Origin of the sequence: Imperialibacter sp., from assembly GCF_040222385.1 — a bacterium.
Taxonomy (GTDB): Bacteria; Bacteroidota; Bacteroidia; order Cytophagales; family Cyclobacteriaceae; genus Imperialibacter.
In genome coordinates, this window is record NZ_JAVKDF010000042.1 from 210,665 (window position 1) to 232,450 (window position 21,786).

The 21,786-nt window shown below is 46.5% G+C and carries 15 protein-coding genes; 9 read left to right on the forward strand and 6 right to left on the reverse strand.

The window, feature by feature from the left end; genetic code table 11:
- Positions 1–106: 106 nt before the first annotated feature.
- From RIG68_RS23020 to RIG68_RS23030, 3 genes are all read right to left on the reverse strand, one after another.
- Positions 107–1,756 (reverse strand): discoidin domain-containing protein, encoded by a 1,650-nt coding sequence (locus RIG68_RS23020; RefSeq protein WP_350127865.1) that lies wholly within the window; start codon positions 1,754–1,756, stop codon positions 107–109.
- A gap of 242 nt (positions 1,757–1,998) precedes the next feature.
- A complete protein-coding gene (locus RIG68_RS23025) occupies positions 1,999–3,258 on the reverse strand; it encodes a sensor histidine kinase (RefSeq protein ID WP_350127868.1) in 1,260 nt (419 codons plus the stop codon).
- On the reverse strand, positions 3,255–3,956 hold the full coding sequence (locus RIG68_RS23030) for a response regulator transcription factor (RefSeq protein ID WP_317490464.1): 702 nt from the start codon (positions 3,954–3,956) through the stop codon (positions 3,255–3,257). Before RIG68_RS23030 ends, RIG68_RS23025 begins: the two co-directional genes overlap by 4 nt.
- 660 nt (positions 3,957–4,616) lie before the next feature.
- Here RIG68_RS23030 and RIG68_RS23035 point away from each other — a divergent pair.
- From RIG68_RS23035 to RIG68_RS23070, 8 genes are all read left to right on the forward strand, one after another.
- Positions 4,617–5,051: a hypothetical protein gene (locus tag RIG68_RS23035; protein ID WP_350127871.1), complete on the forward strand. Its 435-nt coding sequence runs from the start codon at positions 4,617–4,619 to the stop codon at positions 5,049–5,051.
- Positions 5,052–5,826: 775 nt separating this feature from the next.
- The gene (locus RIG68_RS23040; protein WP_350127874.1) at positions 5,827–6,057 is read left to right on the forward strand and encodes a hypothetical protein; all 231 of its coding nucleotides are present in this window, start codon (positions 5,827–5,829) and stop codon (positions 6,055–6,057) included.
- 159 nt (positions 6,058–6,216) lie between these two features.
- On the forward strand, positions 6,217–7,986 hold the full coding sequence (locus RIG68_RS23045; RefSeq protein WP_502880688.1) for a helix-turn-helix domain-containing protein: 1,770 nt from the start codon (positions 6,217–6,219) through the stop codon (positions 7,984–7,986).
- Between the two features lie 104 nt (positions 7,987–8,090).
- The gene (locus tag RIG68_RS23050) at positions 8,091–9,083 is read left to right on the forward strand and encodes an NAD(P)-dependent alcohol dehydrogenase (protein ID WP_350127880.1); all 993 of its coding nucleotides are present in this window, start codon (positions 8,091–8,093) and stop codon (positions 9,081–9,083) included.
- 41 nt (positions 9,084–9,124) lie between these two features.
- Entirely contained in the window at positions 9,125–9,808 is a 684-nt protein-coding gene (locus RIG68_RS23055) for a DUF4386 domain-containing protein (protein ID WP_350127883.1), read from the forward strand.
- Positions 9,809–10,095: 287 nt separating this feature from the next.
- Positions 10,096–11,280: a PQQ-dependent sugar dehydrogenase gene (locus RIG68_RS23060; RefSeq protein WP_350127886.1), complete on the forward strand. Its 1,185-nt coding sequence runs from the start codon at positions 10,096–10,098 to the stop codon at positions 11,278–11,280.
- A 141-nt stretch (positions 11,281–11,421) separates the two neighbouring features.
- Positions 11,422–12,855 carry an amidohydrolase family protein gene (locus tag RIG68_RS23065; protein ID WP_350127889.1) on the forward strand — a complete coding sequence of 478 codons (1,434 nt, stop codon included), beginning with the start codon at positions 11,422–11,424 and terminating at the stop codon, positions 12,853–12,855.
- A 22-nt stretch (positions 12,856–12,877) separates the two neighbouring features.
- On the forward strand, positions 12,878–13,903 hold the full coding sequence (locus RIG68_RS23070; protein ID WP_350127892.1) for a serine hydrolase domain-containing protein: 1,026 nt from the start codon (positions 12,878–12,880) through the stop codon (positions 13,901–13,903).
- Between the two features lie 277 nt (positions 13,904–14,180).
- On the opposite strand, the gene RIG68_RS23075 is transcribed toward RIG68_RS23070, so the two are convergent.
- The 3 genes from RIG68_RS23075 to RIG68_RS23085 are packed head-to-tail and all read right to left on the reverse strand — an operon-like array spanning position 14,181 to position 19,905.
- Complete coding sequence (locus RIG68_RS23075) at positions 14,181–15,614, reverse strand: TolC family protein (RefSeq protein WP_350127895.1); 1,434 nt, start codon at positions 15,612–15,614, stop codon at positions 14,181–14,183.
- Between the two features lie 5 nt (positions 15,615–15,619).
- Positions 15,620–18,796 (reverse strand): efflux RND transporter permease subunit, encoded by a 3,177-nt coding sequence (locus RIG68_RS23080; protein ID WP_350127898.1) that lies wholly within the window; start codon positions 18,794–18,796, stop codon positions 15,620–15,622.
- 26 nt (positions 18,797–18,822) lie between these two features.
- A complete protein-coding gene (locus RIG68_RS23085) occupies positions 18,823–19,905 on the reverse strand; it encodes an efflux RND transporter periplasmic adaptor subunit (RefSeq protein ID WP_350127901.1) in 1,083 nt (360 codons plus the stop codon).
- Between the two features lie 287 nt (positions 19,906–20,192).
- On the opposite strand from RIG68_RS23085, the gene RIG68_RS23090 reads away from it, so the two are divergent.
- Positions 20,193–21,719, forward strand: a complete 1,527-nt coding sequence (locus tag RIG68_RS23090) for a sulfatase family protein (RefSeq protein WP_350127904.1) — start codon at positions 20,193–20,195, stop codon at positions 21,717–21,719.
- The last annotated feature ends 67 nt before the right edge of the window (positions 21,720–21,786 follow it).

Consider the following 21,786-nt stretch of genomic DNA (forward strand, 5'->3'; position numbering starts at 1 on the left):
CCTGAAAGGGTGGCTTTTTTTCAATAAAGTCAACGAGGGTTTCTTCCTAAACAATGCTTCATTGATGAAAATCTCCAGCAGAGAGATTTTCCAACGGGGAAATCGACTAGTCATACACTTCAATTTCCTTCCACGACACCCATGATGGGCCAGCGGTAGTGGTTATCCGAACATATCTATAGGCCGCCCCCGGCGGAAGAGTGTATTCAAGTGGATCAGCTTCCTGCGTGACACCGCTAAACGTAGTTAAGGTGACCCACGCACCTGCACTGGTTCTTGCCTCAAGCAAGTGAGCCGTGCTTCCTACCGGGTACTGAGCCACAATCATTTTTACTTTTGTGATGGCCACATCGGCCCCCAGGTCAACTGCAATCCACTGCGGCGGATGTTCACCAGATCCCCATTGGGTTTCGTAAGAGCCATCAACAGCCATCTCGGGCGCCTCTCCTGAAATGCTTCGAGATACGGTAACGGTCTTATTAAGGGCAAGGTTCTCAGGAAAAAGTAATTCAGGATCGCAAGGATCAGGAATTTTTACTGGAGATAACCCCTCCATCATTTCCATACCTCTGTCCATAAAACCGTGGGTAGCATCACCAATGCCAGTAGGTGCCTGATACATACCCCAATGCAGCCAGCCATCATAGCCGTACTCGCACGATTCTGCCTGCCAGGCCTGCAATGCCCGCACAGCTTGCTCAAGGTCTCCATAGCGTTCGATGAAGGCCCCAAACTCACCCATAATTACGGGCTTTGCTTCAAAGCCCAGCATCCCGTAATTTTCAGCCAACGGCTCCAACGAATCCTCTCCCGGGTAGGCATGGAAGTCAAAAAAATCCAGATTTGCCATTGTCAGCAGGTCAGCAGTTTCAACATATCGAAAATCACCTACTCCTATTGGATTAGGGTAATCAGGGGCAAAGAAACCCATTGTGACCAATGCATTTGGATCATATTTGTCGATTATCTCATGTACTTTTTCAATGTAGTGCGCAGCCCCTTCTACGGCCATCGTTTTCTTATGTGAGGCTACTCCCATATCATAACTGTGCCCATTTGCCGTGGTTACGACGCCAGATGTCAGACTAAATGGTGGCTGGAACCTGAAATACCACTGCTCGTTAAGTATTGACCATGCCAATACATGCTCCAGGGGAGACTCTCTGCTAAGGACTCCTTTCAACAAATCTGTCCAGTATACTTGTGCAGATTCGATTCCTTCAGGCGTTAGATAGTGTGCATTCCTGTAGCCTTCGAAAGTTTCTGACGCCCCTGCATTGGAAATTTCCCAGTAGCCACCGGCATCCGGCAGATCATTTGATGTGAGAATCAGGTAAATACCTTCTTCACTTGCAATTTGAATGGTTTCGGCAACATTATCCAGGTACGCTGGATTGAGCCCGGAGCCGGTCACCCTGCCGATGCATCCCGGGCCATCGTTGCAGGTATCCAGAAATATTCTCACAGTGTTGTAGCCCCATGTAACAAGGCGCCTGAAATCACTTCTTACCCGATCTGCATCAAACTCATCCTCAGCAAAAAAACGATCCTGATAACCTCCATCAAAAGGAACTATCCAAAAATAATTGGTGCCTCTCAGTGTGTATTCACTGCTGGTTTCCTTATTCCAGAATTTTGCTTTGCCATCAATACTCCGCACCACTATAGGGTGATCCACACCAGCGGGAGATGATTCCGGAATGTCGTCGGAACAGCAAGCTAAACTAAAGGTAAGAACGATCAACATTGCTGGCATCCAGCGGCATGTATAAACTCCGCTCAAACAATATATCCCCATGGCCATGACCTCATCAGTTAGTTTTTCTTTTGACTTTCGGAACGCTTCACGAACCCGCAAGTCATTGATATTAAATTAATTAAAAAAAACCTCTGATCCTATGGTCAACAAACACAAACAACAAATGTGGCCCAGTTCAAAAAAGACGACTCAGCAAGACAACTTTGCCAGACTGAGTATTTAACAAGAAAACTATTGCATTACCCAGGGTGAAGCCCAATGGAAACACTATAGGCGTTGTCTTCCTGTACCACCTTGAAATTGAGCTGATGCCTGTTGCAGATGGCCTTGATAATGGACGCACCTACTCCCAGCCCCTTGATAGAAATAAAATCGGCGCCCTCGTGAGACAACTCCCCGACCTCACGGGTGCTGTTAGTAACTTTTAACTCCCTTGGCGTCAACTTCACCTCAATAAAGCCATTCTTGATGTTGTGACGAATACTGTTCGAAATGATGTTGTTCAGCAGCGTATCTATTAGTTGCGGATGGATATCAAGCATTACGTCCGGCACAATCTCTGCTTTCAGGCTAATCTTCTTCAGCTTGATCAGCTCTTCTGTTTGCTCAAGTTTCGAGGTCAGCGTGGCTGAAAAGTCGATGTGGCCCATTTGGTTAAACTGCCCCAGCTCTATTCTCTTCAGGAAAATGAGGGTTTTCTCAAACTCGCTGATGCCTTGAATAGTATTACGAATGGCCACGAGGCTTCTCAGCTGGTCTTCGCTCAGGCTCTGATCCTGAATGAGCAGGTCGATCTTTCCACTGACCACCGCAAGGGGTGTTTGCAGCTCGTGGGTAAGGTAGGAGGTGAAATCCTTCAACTCATCGTACTCACTCTGAAGCCGGCTTGTTATTTCTCGAAGAGTGGCATCAAGCATTTGGAACTCTTTCACGCTGCTTGGGGCACTCACATATTCGCTGGAGCCATCCAGGTTAAAGCGGGTCAGATTAGCTAATATCCTATGGAAAGGCATCCAGATTTTTCGAAAGAAATAAAAGTTGAGAAACAAGATAACCACAGCCATTAAAAGACAAGTAATGACGATGGTGGTGATGACCGATTGTAGTACCTGATCGTTATCAACTTCGGCAGTGCGTGCCCAAACCATATAATTCCTGCCATTTGTGCTGTACTGAAACCGCAATTGGCGATACAGTATGGATTCGTTAAGCTTGGGGTTATTAATCACTGTATCGGAGAAAACATCCGTCACTGGCAGGTGCAAGGCCTCCTCTTCTTCTATTTCGTAGATATCGGCAAATGCATGCTCAATAAAAGGACTTTCTCCTTTGTAGTTGTCCAGTAGGTCAATGATATACTGCTTTCTTATTTTCAACACCTCGTCTTCATTCGTCTCCAGCACCGACTCAATGGACTGGTAAAAAATACCACCACCAAGAGCAACCACTATGATAATGGCGGGGAGGTTAAAGATGAGTTCTTTTACGACGAGCCTCATGCCACTTCAAACCGGTATCCGATACCGTGAACGTTTTTGATGTTGTCCGTGGCTCCTGCGTTCATCAATTTCTTTCGCAGGTTTTTTACATGTGTGTATATGTAGTCGTAGTTATCGGAAAACTCAATGCTTATGCCCCATAAGTGGGCAGCCAGGCTCTCTTTTGTGATCAGGCGGTTTTTGTTCGACATGAGGTAAAGCAGCATCTCAAACTCCTTCTTGGTCAATTCAAGCTCCACATCATGCACAAATGCCTTGAACTCATTGGGATAAACGGAGATCGATTCCGAAACCACCTGATGGCGGCTGTCGCCAAGCTTCCTTCTCAGCACAGACCTGATCCGGGCATTTAGCTCATGCAGGTCGAATGGCTTGGTGAGGTAGTCGTCGGCCCCGAGATCCAGCGACTGCACCTTGTCCTCGGTCATGTTGTGAGACGAGATGATGATGATGCCTGTTTTTTGCTGTTTTGACTTGATGAGATTGATGAGTGAGTTGCCACTGCCGTCGGGTAGGTTGATGTCGATCAGGCACACATCGTAGTTCTCGTTCTTTATTTCCTGCTGCGCCGAGCGATAGGTTTCCACTGCCACCACTACATACTTCTCCTCTTCAAGGAAAGTTCTGATTGCCTTTAGTAATTGGTATTCGTCTTCTACGAGAAGTAGCCTTACTTCCTTCATTTCGACTTTTGACATTGAACGATACAATTTACCAGAAATCGTTATTTACTTAGCCAGCCCGGGCAATTAAGTTGCCCACCTATCTCCCTGCTGCAACTAAAAGAAACCCTGAACCACATGTCAACTTTGTATTGTGCAGGCCCTGGCAGCCCTGGGCTGCATCCCCAATGGCCGCCACCCGGGCCTGCAAACTACCAACTGAAAGAAATAAAACAAGTGATGAGTATCACTCCTTTACAGGAAACCTGTTAAACGCAAAAATCATCATTCAACCTTCAACGCTCTTGTGGCAAACCATTCTTTCGATACCACAAATTTCACTTATGATTTCTGAAGTATTTTGGGAGCATTCCTGAAGTTTTCCTGAACATTTGGAGTCGAAACGTTCATTTATCGCAATCATTAAGTATAATCCGGACAATCAGGGGATTGAGGCGAAAAAGAGCGTACCACCACCCAAGTCAATCCGCATACCACTACCGCAGACCTTGGCCAGATAAAAACCCAAATGAACAGATTGGATGATTGAGTTAAAAAATATATGTTTATCATGGAGATTTGGGTTAAAAAAAGCATCAAAAATTCCTATCTTTCTATAGTGGGGATGACTCTAAGTCTGAGTTGGAATTTGGGGTTATTCGTATGTTGTGGTTCATTTGTGCTTACTTGACTTATATGAAACTTCGTAAAGAATTCTCGTACTTGGCTCTCCAGCTAGTCTTCTTATGCTGTTCGAGCTTTGTCTTCGCTATAACCCCAATCGACAGCGACAAAATAAGTGGAATATACAGCGTAGAAGCGTATCCAGAATCAGATGGACTTTCTTGGCAAGTCGAACTCAAAAGAAACGGCAAAGGATACCAAAAATCTTTCCATGACGGTTGCTCACAATCCGAACTTAGATTTATTTGGGCTATTGAGAATGATCAACTAACATTTTCGCAAACACTTATTCGTGAACGATTCTCGTGCGAAGAAAAATGGAGTAAATGGGATGATGAATTTGTTGATGATGAGGATCCTTTCGAAGTTGAAATGCTGAGTTCATCTGAGTTTATACTCAAGAGTCAATTGGAAGAGTATCAAGAAAAATGGGTCAAAATAAAGTAAAACAAACCAGAGCGACATATATGAAGGCTTGTACTGAGATGCATTCTACAATCTTTGGTTAAACCATCAGACATTACTGTCATACCACCACGACTTGGCATATGTTTTATTCGCAGGAGTTGAGGCTCATTTTACATGCATGAAGGTATTCAAGGTCATCTTTTTCCACGTATACAACACTTACTATCAAGACGGAAACTACTCAAACGACATTCCTCATTTGACAGCATTTGGAATAACGGGATGTTCGTGGAGTTTGCTCCTAACAACTCTGACCGCCTTAACTTACTACCAACTGACTGGAACGAGATTGAACTATATGATAGTTGTGAGCACAATGATCATCGGGCTAACAGTAAGTTTTTTCCTACTACTCTTTCAACGACGCTACGACTCGATATATAACGAATTCAAAGGAACCTCCCTTGATAGTAAGATATTTAAGGCATTATCATGGACGTCTGTAATTGCTGGCTTTCTCACTGTAGGAATATACGCATACATATTTAACCGATAGCTGGCGAAGTTGTGATTGGAAAGAGCCACAACAACGGCCTAAAAATGAATGTGGGCTTCGTTAGTTTTCAAGCATTTGCTGGCTTGGAATCTCCGCCACAAAGTATAATTTTAACATCATCCAACCTTCGCTGAAGCTACGGTTGGCAAGGCTGGGCTAAGAGCTAGTGGGAGCCGAGCTGCATAAAACTCCCACACTCATTTTAGGCATGCGCTGTGGTTCATTGACTGCAAATAGGAAATTCTCTAACTTTATCGCATGGCAACCAAGGAAAAACTAAGAAAATCGATCCTCAACAAGATCAAGAAACTTTCAGACGACAAACTTTCGAACCTGGATGCCTATATCTCTGATTTGGAGTCGCACTTGCCGACTGACAAATCACCATTGTCTTTCAGCGGAATTTTTAAAGAACACGAATTAACCGAACTAACTTCTGACCTCCATAAATCAAGAGAAGATAATAATTATCGAATTCCACAATTTTGAACAGATCACTTATTGACCCTTCTTTCACCAACTTTTCATCCATTATCTGTGTACCAGATATTTCACCGTGGGAAACTAAAAAAATCGAGCTATTTTCGAACTGAACTATTTTAATAAGCATCCGTCATTCTTAGTACTCCCACGCACATAAAGACCTCCATTGCGGTTCTGCCATTCGTTAATATGAGTGCCGATGGCGAGAACGAATACTTCTGTGATGGCATCACCGAAGAGATCATTAATGCCTTGGCCAGGGTCACAGAGCTCAAGGTTACTTCCCGCACTTCCAGCTTCTACTTTAAGCATCACAAAGCATCCATCCGGGAGATTGGCGAAAAGCTGAATGTGTCGGCAATACTGGAAGGCAGCGTGCGGGTGGGTGGCAATATGCTGAGGATCACAGCGCAGCTGATCGAAGTAGCGACGGATTCTCATTTCTGGTCACAGACCTGGGACAGAAAGCTCGAAAACATCTTTGAAATACAGGACGAGATCAGCCTCCACATTGCAGATAGACTCAGGGAGCAGTTTGGGCACATGGAGATTGGCGATCACCTGGCAAAGTCCCCTACCCAAAACTTCAATGCTTATGAATTATTGCTCAAAGGTAAATACCTGTTTAATCGCTGGAACCCCGAGGATGTAAACAAAGCAATTGGTCTCTTTGAACAAGCAATTGAGCAGGATCCTGATTTGCTCGACGCTCACATGGGATTGTCGGATACCTATGGATTTCTGGCTACGGCGGGCTTTGCTCCGAGGGAGGCCTCCTGGAAGAAGGCTTTTGAGCACATGAAGATTGTGGAGCGAATTAATCCGAACCATGCACCACTCAACTATCAGCTTGCCAATCATGCCTTTTTTACGGAAGCTGATTACAATAAAGCTTTCAAATACACCCTGAAAAGCATCGAGTCGAGGCCCACCTACCCTGAGGGGCAGCAATTCATGGCCTTTCTATACCTGCTCAAAAACGACGTTGCCAAAGCGAATGAGCACCTGCAATATGTGCGCTCCGTCGACCCGCTTAATCAGGAAACCCTGTTCTATCAGGCCTACTACTCTTACCGAACGGAGGACTTTGAAGAAGCAGCGGCCATCTGCCGACAGTTGCTGGAAGTAAATCCTAAAAACCTACCGGCCTACATCGTTCATTGCTACTGCCTGTTTCATCTGGGGCAGATTGATCAGGTGATTGAAGAAACTGCTAACATGCCGGACGAAATCATGATACCCGACGAAAGAGCAGGCATCAACGCACTGGCTTACCTAATGAAAGGGGATAGAAAAAATGCCAAACCCTATATCAATCAGGTGATATCCCGATCCAATGAAAATGCCTCTTTTCAGGCAGATGCCTATGCTTTCTGGATCTATGCACAGCAGTCCAAAGCAGATGAGGCCTTTGCCATCGTAGAAAAGTTGTTCACGCATCAGTCGTCCATATTGCTACTCAATTATTATGATCCGTTGGCGAAAAACCTCAGAGGGGATGAACGATTCCGGCGGTATGCTGATCGGATCTACCCTGAGTTGAAACATAAGGAGCCAACCCCAAAGACCAATACATCGCAATTGGATGAGGCCACGGCCGCCGCCTATGAAGAAAAGTTGATGGCATTCGTCAATGATGAAATGCCTTATCTGAATCCCTCGCTCAGCTTGAGGTCGCTGGCCGGGCAAATCGAAATACATCCGAACCAGCTCTCCTGGTTGCTCAATGAGAAAATCGGCAAGAACTTCAATGAGTTCATCAACGACTATCGGATTGAGCATTTCAAAAAGCTGGCGGTAGATGCCGCCAACTCACATATTTCGCTGGTCGGACTGGCTTTCGAAAGTGGCTTTAATTCCAAAACGGTCTTCAATACCTACTTCAAAAAAGTAGAAGGAATGACTCCCAGCGCCTTCCTGAAGCGCCAATCTTAACCAAATGAGTTCCATTTTATAATTCCGAACCCATCGCCATTGATTCGGAACACATGCCGCTCCGGTTTGCTTTTCCTTTGCTTCATCATTAAAAACTCAAAAGCATGAACGCAAATCAAATGAAAGCTATTGTCGCCAGCGGATACGGAACACAGGAAGTGTTAAAATTCACCTCTGTGGAAAAACCAACCCCTGGCCCGAAGGATGTATTAATCAAGGTAATAGCCTCTGCTGCCACTACCGCCGACACCATGATGGTGACTGGCAAACCTTATATCGCCAGGCTATTCGTTGGCCTGACAAAACCCAAGCATCCAATAACAGGCACTGGGTTTGCAGGAATAGTTGAAGCCATCGGGAGTGAGGTCGGTAATTTTTCTGTTGGTGACGAGGTTTTCGGTGAAACTACCCTTGGCTTCAGCACCAACGCAGAGTATGTAGTGGTGCCGGCCAGCGGAGTAATGCTACCCAAGCCAGCCTCCTTGCCTTTTACTGAAGCAGCCAGCTATTGTGATGGTCATTTAACCTCCTATAATTTCCTGAAGCGGATAGCGCAAGTGCAGCCTGGCCAGCGGGTGTTGGTCAACGGAGCTGCCGGCAGCCTGGGCACGTCAGCGATACAAATTGCCAAATACCTGGGGGCTCATGTGACGGGAGTTTGCAGCAGCAAAAATGCAGGAATGGTGAAATCGCTGGGCGCTGATGAAGTCATCGACTACCAAAAACAAGATTTCACCCGATTGACTACTCAGTATGATATCATTTTTGATACAGTCGGCAAGAGTTCGTTTACCAAAGCTAAAAACGTATTAGCTGAACGTGGTATGTACCTGTCGCCGGTTCTAAAGTTTCCACTGCTCATGCAAATGATTGCCTCCTCGCTCTGGGGCAAAAAGAAAGCAAAGTTTGAAGCTACAGGTGCCAATGCGGACGACACGCTGAAAACGCTGCTGCTGGAAGTAGTCGAGCTTCATAATAATGGCCATCTGAAAACAGTGATAGACAGACAATACCCACTCGAAAGAGTCGCTGAAGCGCATCACTACATCGCCTGTGGGCACAAAAAAGGCAATGTGGTCATAGTAGTGGCAGCATAAGGAAACGAATCAGTCTGATCAATTTTAAATATCTCTCAATTATGAAAAACTTAAACAGAAAAGATGCCATCGTCGCCGGTGTTTCACTCATCATCATGGCCCTTGCAGCCGGTTATGCTTACGGCTATGTGCAGAGCAGCCTTGTAGTGGTTGGTAATCCAGCAGCAACACTAACCAATCTCAACAACACACCTGGCCTGTTCGGCAGCGGCGTCATCGGATGGTTCATCATCCTCATCACCGACCTGTTGGTGGCATGGAGTCTTTACCGATTTTTCGCCCAGGTGGATGCTAAAATCTCCTTTGCTACCGGTCTGGTGCGAGCTGTTTACTCCGGCATACTGGCTTTTGCCATCTTCCATTTGGCAGGTGTGTGGCAAATGCTTTTCTCTGCCAATCAAGATGCGGTGGCCCTGATGAACCTGGTAGCTGGCTTTGAAAAATACTGGTCGCTTGGTCTGATCCTGTTTGGCGTTCACCTTTTAGGCCTGGGGTACCTTTCTCTAAAATCCAGCACGGTTCCAAAGTGGATAGGCTGGTCGTTGTATGTCGCCGGACTTAGCTATATGGCCATCAATGCAGCTAAAGCCATGGCTCCACAAGCTGCTGATGCCATCGCCATGGCTGAAATGATCCTGGGGGCACCTATGGCTATTGCCGAGATGGCATTGGCTGTGTGGTTGATATGGAAAGGCGGAAAGCGGAAAAAGTCAGTAACTGGCTAAGGCTAGCCTATTCAGTTTGCGTCATAGTTTATAGCCCCGCATCATAATTTATAGGCCTTGCCTAAACTTGATGGATTTCGCTTCATAGCTCATAACTGGCCTCTGCACTTCTGACAGACCTTTGTAAGATCAAAAACACAAAAAACATTAAAGCTGATAGGACTATGAAATAGCCATAAGGGATGCCATACCCAGCGGAAATGAATAAAGTCGGAGAACACTCGACTATCACTTCCGAAATGCTATTGGCTATTCCATCTGGCCTCTAAAAAGTAAATTTTATACAGATGAAATTAATTACTATTCTCTGGCTGCTGGCGCTCTCATTTGGTTGCCTGGTTAGCTGCAAACAAAACCTTGTGCTGGTTCCGGATTCTCCCTATGCGGTAAGCGATGATTCTTTTACTACTAAAACGATAGCAAGTGGCTTCACTATCCCCTATGGAATAGCCATCGTTGGTGAAAATGAGTACTTTATTACCGACAGGGTCGGAAAAATGTTCCACTTTGAAGACAGCACGCTTACGGAGATCAATGGAATGCCGGAGGTGGCGACTTTTGGCACCCCGGGTTTAGCTGCCATTATGCACGGTGGGTTAATGGATATAAGTCTTCATCCTGACTACTCAACCAATTCCTGGATATACATTTCCTATCTGGCATCGGACGGCTTTGCTAAAGTATCCCGACTAAAAGTACAGGACGATACTGCCTCTCAGTTGGAGACTATTTTCACTACCCGGCATCAAAACTACACCGGCAACGGCATGCGGATAGTTTGGGAAGACGAAACTCACTTTTTTCTCAACATCGGAAATTCCGATTTCTCAACCAGTGAGTATCCAGTGTTGCATGCACAAGACCTCAACCACGATGCAGGAAAGATCCACAGGTTAAAGGACGACGGGAGTATCCCTGCGGATAATCCCGTCTTCGATGGGTATGCTTCCCCTACCACCATTTGGAGCTACGGGCACCGGGACGTGCAGGGTTTGTTTTTTGAGGCGTCCAGCCATACCCTTTTTGGGATTGAGCATGGCCCCAAAGGCGGGGATGAGTTCAACATAATAGAGAAAGGAAAGAACTACGGTTGGCCGCTTTTTACTTATGGCATCAATTATGACGGTGCTTGGGTGTCTACTATTTCCGAAGATTCTGCTGCTAAATTTACTGTCTTTCCAGAGCACTACTGGACGGTGCCAACGAGAGATGGTGGTCAGGCCGTTGCTCCCGCCTGTTTGTTAAAGGTGAGCGAAAGCAATATTTCGGACTGGAACGATTATTTTATTTTTGGTTCGCTGGCCTATAGAAGGCTGATGAAATACAACCACAAAACGGGTGAAACTTTTGGCTTGTCGATAAAAGGCAGGGTCAGGACAGTCAAACAACTTCCCGGCGGAGACATCATCGCACTGATTGAAAGAAGCGACCTGAGGAAAACCAATGGGAAAATTATCAGGATAGGGAATTAGTGTCCAAAAAAATTTCGAAATCGACTACCCCGCTTAAAATGGCGAAAAAACCGCTTTTAAGAGCATGACCGGGATGAGATTTGTATTTTAACTGGTTTTAAAGGAGATAAATATTTTTTGACAAACTGAAACGTAAATAGCATGAAAATTTTGAAAATAACTGCTCTGGCCATTGGCGTTCTCATTTTGATGATGGTTTTGGTGGCAGCCGGAGCTTTGATTATAGATAAAAAGGGAACCGCCTATCTGGAAGTCAGAGGCAATCCAGCATTTGAATCCAACACTTACCTGATCACAAACGTCAATATTGTGCCAATGACCGCCGACACAGTGCTTTTGAATCAAATGGTGCTTATTCAGGATGGAGTGATTGCCAGGATAGCAGATGCAATAACCGACTCAAAAGCAAAAGTGTTTGATGCCGGAGGAGGGTACCTTACGCCGGGTCTGGTCGATATGCATGTTCATGTGTGGGACGAGTATGAGCTTGGTCTTTATTTGGCAAATGGTGTCACTACTGTGAGAAATCTGTGGGGGCAACCAATGCACCTGCGCATGAAAAAAGCCATAAGTAACGAAGAGGTTATTGGGCCTGTTTTTTTCACTTCCGGTCCCAAACTCACAGGCCCCGAGTATATGGGCGATGATAATCTCCAATTGTTCACTGCCGAGGAGGCCTATTCAAAAGTTGCCGAATACAAAGAACGAGGGTATGATTTCATCAAGACCTATTACGGACTGACCGGCGAGCTCTTCGATGCGGTAGTGGAAAAAGGGCGGGAGTTAGATTTTGACATTGTTGCACACCCAAGCCCCAAGGTGCCTTATAGTTACCATTTCAAACCTGAAATCGTTACCATTGAGCATGCCGAGGAGATTGTACAACAACCGCTGGAGTACCGCCTGGACACTGCCAGGCTAAGTGAGGTGGTCGATCTCTATGCCTCGCACCCACATACTGCACTTTGCCCTACCCTTGTGGTTTATTACAATATTTACCGACTCCTGACAGAAGATGACATTCTAAACTCGGAAGGGCTGGCATACATGAACCCAATCATTCGTGCCGTAGACAGCCAGGCCCAGTTTGATCGCTGGGCAGGCACAAAGAGCAATGATTCAACCATAGTGAGCAGGATCAAAGACCAGCACGACTTCCACTTGCTTGCCATCAAGAAATTGCATGAACACCAGGTGAAGATCGTTGCCGGCACGGATGCTGGCATTGGCGTAACACCACCGGGTTATTCCCTGCACGAGGAGCTGAATTTCTACACACAAGCGGGTATGAGCAACTATCAGGCACTTCAAACAGCCACAATTAATCCTTCAAAAACCCATGATTTCTTAAGTAACCAGGGAAGTATTGAAATTGGAAAGCTAGCCAATTTAATTCTGACGAAAGACAATCCCCTGGATCGCCTGGAAGTGCTTAGGAATCCTCAAATGGTGATGGTACGGGGACGGATGATCAATCAAGAAATGCTTGATGAGTTTAAGGAAAAAGCCAGGAATCGAAGCAATCTGTTGGCATCGGCCCTCAGGTATGCCGAGAATTTAATAATAGAAAAGTAAACAAACCCATACAGTGTCAAATATGAACAATATAAAACGAGTACTCAGAATAGTATTTATTCTCGCAAGCATCGGCTCCCTGTACTTTGTGCCGTGGCCTATAGTGTGGGCGTGGATACTACCCCTGCCGGATACAGTGCAGGCGCAGGTAGACGAAGCGCTTGAGCATGGGTTTGACGGAATCATTGTTTATGTAGATCAGGCTGGTAAGGAACCTGGCTTTTACGCTGCAGGCTGGCACGATCGAAAAGCCAAAATACCGGCCAACCCACACGCCCTATTCAAGATTGCCAGCATTACCAAGCTATATGTGGCTGTTGCTACCACAAAATTGGTCAAAGAAGGGCGCTTGTCTTTGGATAAAACACTTGCTGAGTACTTTCCAGAGCTTGCGGGAAGAATTGAAAACTCAGACAAAATAACCTTGAGGTTAATGCTACAACACCGGAGCGGCATTCCCAATTTTGTAGACCATCCTGATTTTTGGAAAAATCCACCCAAAAACAAACAGGAAACACTTGAGTACGCACTGGATTTACCAGCTGACTTTGAACCAGGTGAAGACTATGGCTATTCAAACACCAATTATATGTTGATTTCCGACCTCATTGATAAGGTGGTGGGTTATCCTCACCAGCAATATATCAAGGAGGAGATTTTGATACCACTTGGGCTAAAAAACACTTTCGGATCGCTAAGTGAAGTGGACATAGACGACGTAATGAGTGGCTATTATGTAGGCATTGATGAAGACTTTAAGTATGAAGATACAGGCTTAATGCTAGCTACAGCAGAGGACGTTGGGACATTCCTGAGGGCGTTAAACGATGGTTCGGTGTTCAAAGAGGGGGAACAGGAAATCTATTCCTCCGTGTACGAGTATGAACATACAGGGCTGCTTGTCGGCTATCAGAGCATTGCTGAATACCACAAAGACATTGACACGGTTGTGATTCAATTCACGAATACAACGAATTTTGATGGTTATAACTGGAATTTGTCGGAGGTCGTATATAGCCGGATTGTTAAAATTTTACGAAGGCAATGAAGGCCGGGTAAAGGGACATTTGCACGTCAAATTGGCGCACCTCCCCAGAGGGGCTTTCTTCCCTCCAGGGCCTTTGCGACAAACGGGAGTTAACAGTGGACGATGCTACGTTCCACTGCTGCGTTTACACAAGGCCACTTCGTGCGTAAAAGAAAAAGCCCCCGAAATCTTTCGACTTCGGAGGCCTCTTGTGGAGTTGTTCTACTACTGTTACTACAATCGATCAACCTTTTTTCCTAACCCAAACAGCTCCATTTCTTACATTAGGCGGTGGTGCTTACCTCCATCCACCACCCAGCGCCTGATACACATTCACGACGGCGTGCATTTGTGCCATTTTGGTGTCTATCAGTTCAAACCTTGATTCCAGCGCATCTCGTTGAGTCAGCAGCACCTCCATGTAGTCGGCACGGGCTGAACGAAACAGGTTGTTTGAAATGTCGACCGATTCGGTCAGGGCATCTACCTGAAGCGATTTCAGTTCGAAAGTACTTGCCAGGTTGCCGATATTGGATAGCTGATTAGCCACTTCAATGTAAGCGGTCAATATGGTTCGCTCGTAGTTGTACACGGCCTGTATCTGCATGGCATTGGCGCTTGAATAAGCTGCCTTGATCGCATTTTTGTTGATCAACGGCCCCGCTAAATCCGCCGCCAGCCCATATATCAGCGACTCAGGCATTTTGACCAGGTCAATCGGGTTAAATGCCTGAAAGCCCAGGCCTGCAGAAAGGCCCAGTGAAGGGTAGAACCGGGCTTTGGCCACCTGCACATCCAATTTGGCTGCCACCAGGTCTAACTCAGCCTGCCTTACGTCAGGACGATTTTCGAGCAGCTGAGCGGGCACACCAGCGTTGAGCACATTGGGCACCAAATCAATAAAATTTTGTGAGTTGCGCTGAATGGGTTGAGGAAACCGGCCAACCAGAAAGTTGAGCTTGTTCTCTGTTTCGATGATTTGCTGCTGAATACCGAACTGAAGACTTCTCGTGTTGAGCACCTGCGCCTCAAACCTGCGAACCGCCAGCTCAGTTACCCGGGCCGACTGCTTCTGCAGTCTTACTATTTGCAGGGCATTGCTTTGTATTTCAATGTTCTGCTGCACTATTCTTAGCTGATTATCCAGCGCCAGTAATTCATAGTAGGAGTTGGCAATTTCTGCAATCAGGTTAGTCACCAGAAAGTTCTTGCCCTCCATTGTTCCCAAATACCTGTTAAAGGCTGACTTTTTTGCATTGCGCAGCTTGTGCCAAATGTCCACTTCCCATGAAGCATACAGCCCCGCCATAAAATCGGGCAACGGATCTGGTGTTTCCTTTCCTGGTTTAATTTCCGTGGTAGCCTCGCTGGAGCCCTTGCTCGTGTAGCGGCCAGGCTTGTCGACACCCGCACCTGTACCATAGCCAACAAAAGGTAAATACTCCCCTTTTCTGGCCTGCACCTCGTTTCTGGCTATTTGAATTTCCTGCAAGACAATATTCAACTCCTGGTTGTTTTGCAACGCTGTGTCAATCAGGGAGATCAGGTACGGGTCAGTAAAATAGTCCTGCCACCGAACCTTGCCAGTGTTGGTGGTGTCCTGCGAGCTGTTGTAGCTCGCAGGCACTGCCTTGCTCTCCGTTTTTTGTACCAAGTCGGGCGTTTTACAGGCCCAAACCGCTAAGGAAAGACAAGCCACTCCAACCCATCTATATATGATTCGTTTCAACATGATAATCAATTTATTTCTTTCGAATGTTTGTGTTGGGGCTCCTCACTCAGAGGCCTGTCGTATTCATCCCGGATCAGCTGACGGCCGTCCGCTAGTTTTCCAAAAATGTAGTACAGTCCCGGAATGATGATCACACCGAATATGGTTCCAAAGAGCATGCCGCCAAGGGCCGATGAGCCAATGGTTCGGTTACCTATGGCACCCGCACCTGTGGCAATCACCAGAGGAATCAAACCGGCTATGAAGGCAAATGATGTCATCAGGATAGGGCGGAAACGCACCCTGGCACCTTCAATGGCTGCTTCAAAAATTGTTGCTCCATGTCGCCGTTTCTGTACGGCAAATTCCACAATCAACACTGCATTTTTACCCAGCAAACCTACCAGCATGATGAGGCCAATCTGGGCATAAATATCGTTGTCCAATCCCATTACCTTAAGGAACAGGAAGGAGCCAAACACGCCAACTGGCAAAGAAAATATTACTGCCAGAGGCAAAAGGAAGCTCTCATACTGAGCTGCCAGCACAAAGTAGACGAACAGCACTACGATGATAAAGACATACAGTGCTTCATTCCCTCTTTTTGATTCATCGTAAGAAAGACCTTCCCATGCGATGTCATACCCTTTCGGCAACGTTTGGGCGGCCACTTCAGAAATGGCCTGAATAGCATCGGCGGTCGTATATCCCGGTGCGGGTAGTCCCCTGATGGCTGCCGAGTTGTACATGTTGTAGCGGGTAATCTCGTTAGGCCCCTGCTTCTTCTCGAGTGTCATGAACGATGAGTAGGGCACCATTTCGTCCCGGTCATTCTTCACGAACAAGTTCAAAACATCGGAGGGAAGTCTTCTAAACTCAGGAGCAGATTGAACATACACTTTGAAAAACCTGTCGAACCTGATAAAGCCCTGTTCATAGGTACTTCCGATAAGTATGTTGAGGTTTTCCATCGCCTTGCCGATAGAAACGCCCTTTTGCATGGCCAATTCGTTATCTATCAACAATTCGTACTGAGGATAGTTAGCGGCAAAGAAGGTAAACAAACCAGTGAGCTCCGGACGCCTGTCCAGGTTATCCATGAACTCTTTGTTTATTTTATCAAACTCCTGGTAGTCGGTGTCTGTAGTTTTATCCAGCAAACGCATGGAGAAGCCACCGGAAGAGCCAAACCCGGGGATAGCAGGCGGCTCGAAGAATTCAACAATCGCCCCAAGGCCTCTGGATTCTTCTTCCAGCTCTTCCATGATTTCTTTCACCGAATGCTCCCGCTCCGACCAGGGCTTTAGGTTAATCAAACAAGTACCTGCGTTCGAGCCCCGACCCTCCGTCATGATCTCGTAGCCTGCCAACGAAGAAACTGATTCCACGCCGTCAATTTCCTCGCAAATTTTCTGAAGCTGCTGCGACACCTGATTGGTTCTTTCCAGGGTAGCGCCCGGGGGCGTTTGGATGATAGCGTAAATAGTACCCTGGTCTTCGCTGGGGATAAATCCAGCCGGCAGAATTTCATTCTCAAAGAATATGCCTGCGCAGAACACTCCCAAAATGATGAAAGTAAGTGCTCTTCTGTTAACTATCAGCTTTAGCAAGCCCGTGTATTTGCCAGTCACTTTTTCGAAGCCGCTGTTGAAACTATCGAGCGCCCTGTTCATCAGCGTTCTCTTTCTGGGTTGCCCGTGCGTATTCTTCAGCAGCATGGCGCACAATACCGGCGTAAGTGTAAGTGCTATCACCGCCGAAATCACAATGGAGCTGGCCATCGTAATAGAGAATTGCCGGTAGAACGTACCCACCGGGCCGGTCATAAACGAAATAGGCAGAAACACCGACACCATTACCATGGTGATGGCGATAATCGCTCCACTGATCTCCCCCATTACTTTTTTCACAGCATTGTAAGGCGAAAGGTGCTCTTCTTCCATTTTGGCGTGCACAGCCTCCACCACCACAATGGCATCATCCACCACTATACCAATGGCTAGCACAAGTGCAAACAATGTCACCAGGTTGATAGACAGCCCAAAAAACTGAATAACAAAGAATGCACCGATAAGGGAGACCGGAACAGCCAGAATCGGTATGAGCGTGGAGCGCCAGTCGCCAAGGAATACAAACACTACGAGAGCCACAAGGATAAAGGCATCCCGCAAAGTGTGTGTCACCTGCTCAATAGAGGCATCCAGAAACTTGGACACGTCATAACTGATTTTGTAGTCAACTCCGGGAGGGAAACTGACCCTCATCTCTTCAAGCGTCGCCTTCACCTGAGCAATAACTTCACTGGCATTGCTGCCGTAGTTCTGCTTCAATACGATGGCCGCTGAAGGGTGCCCATCCAAGTTAGAGTAAATGTCAAAGAATTCGCTACCCAGCTCAATTGTGGCAATGTCCTTCAGATGTATACTTTCACCTTCAGCGTTGGCACGAACGATGATTTGCTCGTATTCTTCCGGCTTGTTGTACCGGCCTTTGTATGTGAGTACGTATTCTAACGACTGCGCAGCGATACCTGAACTTTGGCCTATTCTACCCGGACGGCCGATAATACTTTGCTCTCCCAGCGCCTCCATTACTTCCTCAATGGAGATATTGTAGGCCCTCATGCGGTCAGGGTTGAGCCACACCCGCATGGCATAGGTGCGGCTACCCAATATCTGCGTTCTGGCCACGCCATTGATCCTGTTTATTTCAGGAATCATTTTAACGTTGGCGTAGTTGTACAGGAATTTTTCGTCCAATCCCTCCTCAGTGCTGTAGAGGTTCACATACATCAACATACTAGGCTGGATGGGTGTGATGATAACCCCTTCACGTTGCACAAGTGCGGGCAAGAGAGGCATCACCTGATCCACCCTTGTCTTCACCCGTATAACGGCCTGGTTGGGATCCGTACCTGGTTCAAAGATGATAGTAACAGTGGCTTCTCCAGCACTTGTGGCATCTGTTGTCATGTACCTCATGCCCTGAACACCGTTGATGGAGTTTTCCAGGGTAATGAGCGTCGACTTAACCAGCACGTCGGCACTGGAACCTGGGTAAGCAATGAAAATGCTTACAGTTGTTGGGGCAATTTGGGGAAATTGCGAGATAGGTAGCTGCTTAATTGCCAGCGAACCCACAAAAACGATAATGACCGAAATTACAATGGCAAAAACGGGCCTATGAATTATTTTACTAAACATTTCTTCTGGATTTTAAGGATGCTTAATTATTCCGCATAAAGCGTTAAATGCGACAGTACTTCTGCCGGATCCTTGAATTCAAAACTTATTTCCTGATTTTCTCTGACCAGCCTCAGCCCTTCCAGAAGGATTTTATCGTTTACTTCCAACCCGCTCTGAACAGCATAAATGTGTGGCATTTCGGCAGTGATAGTAATTGCCCTTGACCTGATCTTATTCTCTTCGTCGATCACATAAACATATCTTTTGTCAAGGATTTCGAAAGTCGATTTCTGCGGGATAAGCAGGGCACCATTAAGGTCTACCGTCACCTGTATATTGCCTGTCTCGCCATGTCTGAGTAATCCATTAGGGTTCGGGAAGGTTGCTCTGAAAGCGATATTGCCGGTTTCGTTGTTAAAATCAGCTTCAATGGTTTCTACTATCCCTCTATGGTCAAACAGGCGGTTGTTGGCCATCAAAAGACCAACCTCCATCTTGTCTTCAGATTTAACACTGGATTCGTATTCCAGATACTCTGCTTCCGGAACATTAAAGTAGACCCACATTTTGCTATTGTCCGAAAGGTTTGTCAACAGGTCTCCCTCGTCAACAAGGCTGCCCTGCCTTACGTGAAAACGATCCATTAGCCCATCAAAAGGAGCCCTGATTTGAGTGAATCCGAGGTGAACTTCAGCCAGCGATACCTCAGCCATTGCCTTATCAAACTTTGCTTTGGCCAAGGCCAGCTCATTTGGTGCTACCACATTGCTTTCGGCAAGTCGTTTTGTGTTCTGGTACTCAATTTCAACAAAGCTGGCCTCAGCCTGTGCTTTTTGGAGCTCCGCTTCATATAGTTTGGGCATTATCTGGAACATTAGCTGCCCCTTTTTTACACGCTGCCCTTCGTCCACGTATATCTTTTGCAAATAGCCTTTTTCAAGCGCTCTCAGTTCGATGTGCTGTACGGATCGAATCTGACACACGTAATCTTTTGTAATAGTTGTGTCCATCCTCAAAGGGCTAGTCACCAGAAATTTAGTTTCCTCTTTCTCTTCTTCCTTGTGCGACTCACAGCCTGTGTGGCACAACAGGGCACACAAACCCACGAACATGAGTGTTCTATTCATAATAATTTTGCGTTCTTGATTCTTCAAAAGACTAGATTATTTCAGTTGTCACTTTTGACTGGACAAAAGTCATCTACTGATTCTGAAGTATTTTGGGAGTAATTCTGAAGTTTTGCTGAAGATTTAAAAAAAGCCTTGCAGGAGGTTGTTAATGGTGCAAAAAACAGCACCCAATAGTGAGGATTTGTAAAGAGTTAACCAGCAAGCTTGCACAAAATTTGAAAAACTACCCGGTTGCTTTATGCAATTGATTATATTGGTTTGTCAGTAATAAGACTCGAAAAACAGTGAAAAATACATCGAAAAACCAGGTCACTGTTCTTGTTGCCAGCACCTTCCTCAAAGCGGTTCTTACAAAATTTACCACTCGCATACAGTTTGACAAAATGGATAAAATAAGAAAGCTCGCCATAGGGATACTTGCCATCGCCCTTTATGGGTGCAGCAGCGAATCAGAAAAGGTTAGTCAAAAACCGAACATCATCTATATCTACACCGATCAGCAAAATGCCAGCATGATGAGCTGCGCCGGCAATGAGTGGCTCAAAACACCAGCCATGGACTACATAGCCGCCAATGGCATCAGGTTTACCCGGGCCTATGTGACCAACCCGGTTTGCACGCCTTCACGGGTAAGCATGATTACAGGCAGATTTCCGGGTTACTTCAATGACGCCAATGGGCAACCCGTCCGGGAGAATGTCGGGGCTATGAGGATTCCTGATGTATCGGAAGAAGTGCAAAACACCACCATAGCGGCTTACCTGAAAGCGGCCGGATACGACCTGGTGTTTGGCGGAAAGGAACACCTTCCAAAATCACTAGTACCGGAAGTGCTTGGCTTCACCGACATCACAAATGATGAGCGAGACGAACTGGCCCTGGAGGCAGCAAAGTATATTGCCAAACCCCATGAAAGGCCCTACTTTCTAGTGGTGTCGCTGATCAATCCCCACGACATTTGCTACATGGCCATTCGGGATTTTGCTGAAACACCGCACGAGAAAAAACTGCTGGAAATTGGCGAAAAAGAATTAGCCACACTTGACGAGGCGCTGAAGCTGCCAGAGGGTGTAGGTGAAGAAGAGTTTTTCAGCAAGTATTGCCCTCCACTCCCACCCAACTTTGAGCCTCAGGAAGATGAACCGGCCGCCATTAGCTGGCGGGTTGATCAAAGAAATTTTCAGAAGCAGGCCCGTGACCACTATACCGAAAAGCAATGGCGTATGCACCGCTGGGCCTACCACCGCCTAACGGAGATGGTTGACAGGCAGATTCAAACAATTTTGGATGCACTGAAGGCAAGCGGACAGGCAGAAAATACCTTAGTTATGCTCTCCAGCGACCATGGCGAAATGGATGCTTCACACCGGCTGGAGCATAAAAGCCTGCTGTATGAAGAGTCGGCCAACGTCCCCTTTCTGGCTATGTGGAAAGGCCAGATTCCGGCGGCACAGGTCGATAGCGTCCACCTGATATCCAATGGACTCGACCTGCTGCCAACGCTTTGCGACTATGCCGGCATAGTCGGGAAATCAGATCCCAGAGGAAGAAGCCTTCGGCCTTTGCTTGAAGGAAAAGAAGTGGACTGGCGGGAGCATCTTGGCGTAGAGAGCCAGGTAGGAAAGATGGTGGTGTCTGAAGACGGTCTCAAATACCTGCGTTACGACGTAGTCGGGATCGAGGAAAACCTGATCGACCTTAACAAAGACCCCTACGAAGTGACTCATTTTACGACTGACCCGGAGTATGATGAAAGATTAAAGGAGCTAAGAAGCGCTTTTGATGGGGAATGGTTTCCGGGAGGAAAATAGATGGCAACAGAGGCTATTTTCCTTCATGCCAAGCCGGCAACCTGAAGCAATCTTGCGCCGTTAAAAG

What these genes read in the sequence shown, in the direction of transcription:
- RIG68_RS23020 (WP_350127865.1), bottom strand. Translation starts at nt 1,756, where the DNA reads ATGCCAGCAATGTTGATCGTTCTTACCTTTAGTTTAGCTTGCTGTTCC.
- RIG68_RS23025 (WP_350127868.1), bottom strand. Translation starts at nt 3,258, where the DNA reads ATGAGGCTCGTCGTAAAAGAACTCATCTTTAACCTCCCCGCCATTATC.
- RIG68_RS23030 (WP_317490464.1), bottom strand. Translation starts at nt 3,956, where the DNA reads ATGTCAAAAGTCGAAATGAAGGAAGTAAGGCTACTTCTCGTAGAAGAC.
- RIG68_RS23035 (WP_350127871.1), top strand. Translation starts at nt 4,617, where the DNA reads ATGAAACTTCGTAAAGAATTCTCGTACTTGGCTCTCCAGCTAGTCTTC.
- RIG68_RS23040 (WP_350127874.1), top strand. Translation starts at nt 5,827, where the DNA reads ATGGCAACCAAGGAAAAACTAAGAAAATCGATCCTCAACAAGATCAAG.
- RIG68_RS23050 (WP_350127880.1), top strand. Translation starts at nt 8,091, where the DNA reads ATGAACGCAAATCAAATGAAAGCTATTGTCGCCAGCGGATACGGAACA.
- RIG68_RS23055 (WP_350127883.1), top strand. Translation starts at nt 9,125, where the DNA reads ATGAAAAACTTAAACAGAAAAGATGCCATCGTCGCCGGTGTTTCACTC.
- RIG68_RS23060 (WP_350127886.1), top strand. Translation starts at nt 10,096, where the DNA reads ATGAAATTAATTACTATTCTCTGGCTGCTGGCGCTCTCATTTGGTTGC.
- RIG68_RS23065 (WP_350127889.1), top strand. Translation starts at nt 11,422, where the DNA reads ATGAAAATTTTGAAAATAACTGCTCTGGCCATTGGCGTTCTCATTTTG.
- RIG68_RS23070 (WP_350127892.1), top strand. Translation starts at nt 12,878, where the DNA reads ATGAACAATATAAAACGAGTACTCAGAATAGTATTTATTCTCGCAAGC.
- RIG68_RS23075 (WP_350127895.1), bottom strand. Translation starts at nt 15,614, where the DNA reads ATGTTGAAACGAATCATATATAGATGGGTTGGAGTGGCTTGTCTTTCC.
- RIG68_RS23080 (WP_350127898.1), bottom strand. Translation starts at nt 18,796, where the DNA reads ATGTTTAGTAAAATAATTCATAGGCCCGTTTTTGCCATTGTAATTTCG.
- RIG68_RS23085 (WP_350127901.1), bottom strand. Translation starts at nt 19,905, where the DNA reads ATGAATAGAACACTCATGTTCGTGGGTTTGTGTGCCCTGTTGTGCCAC.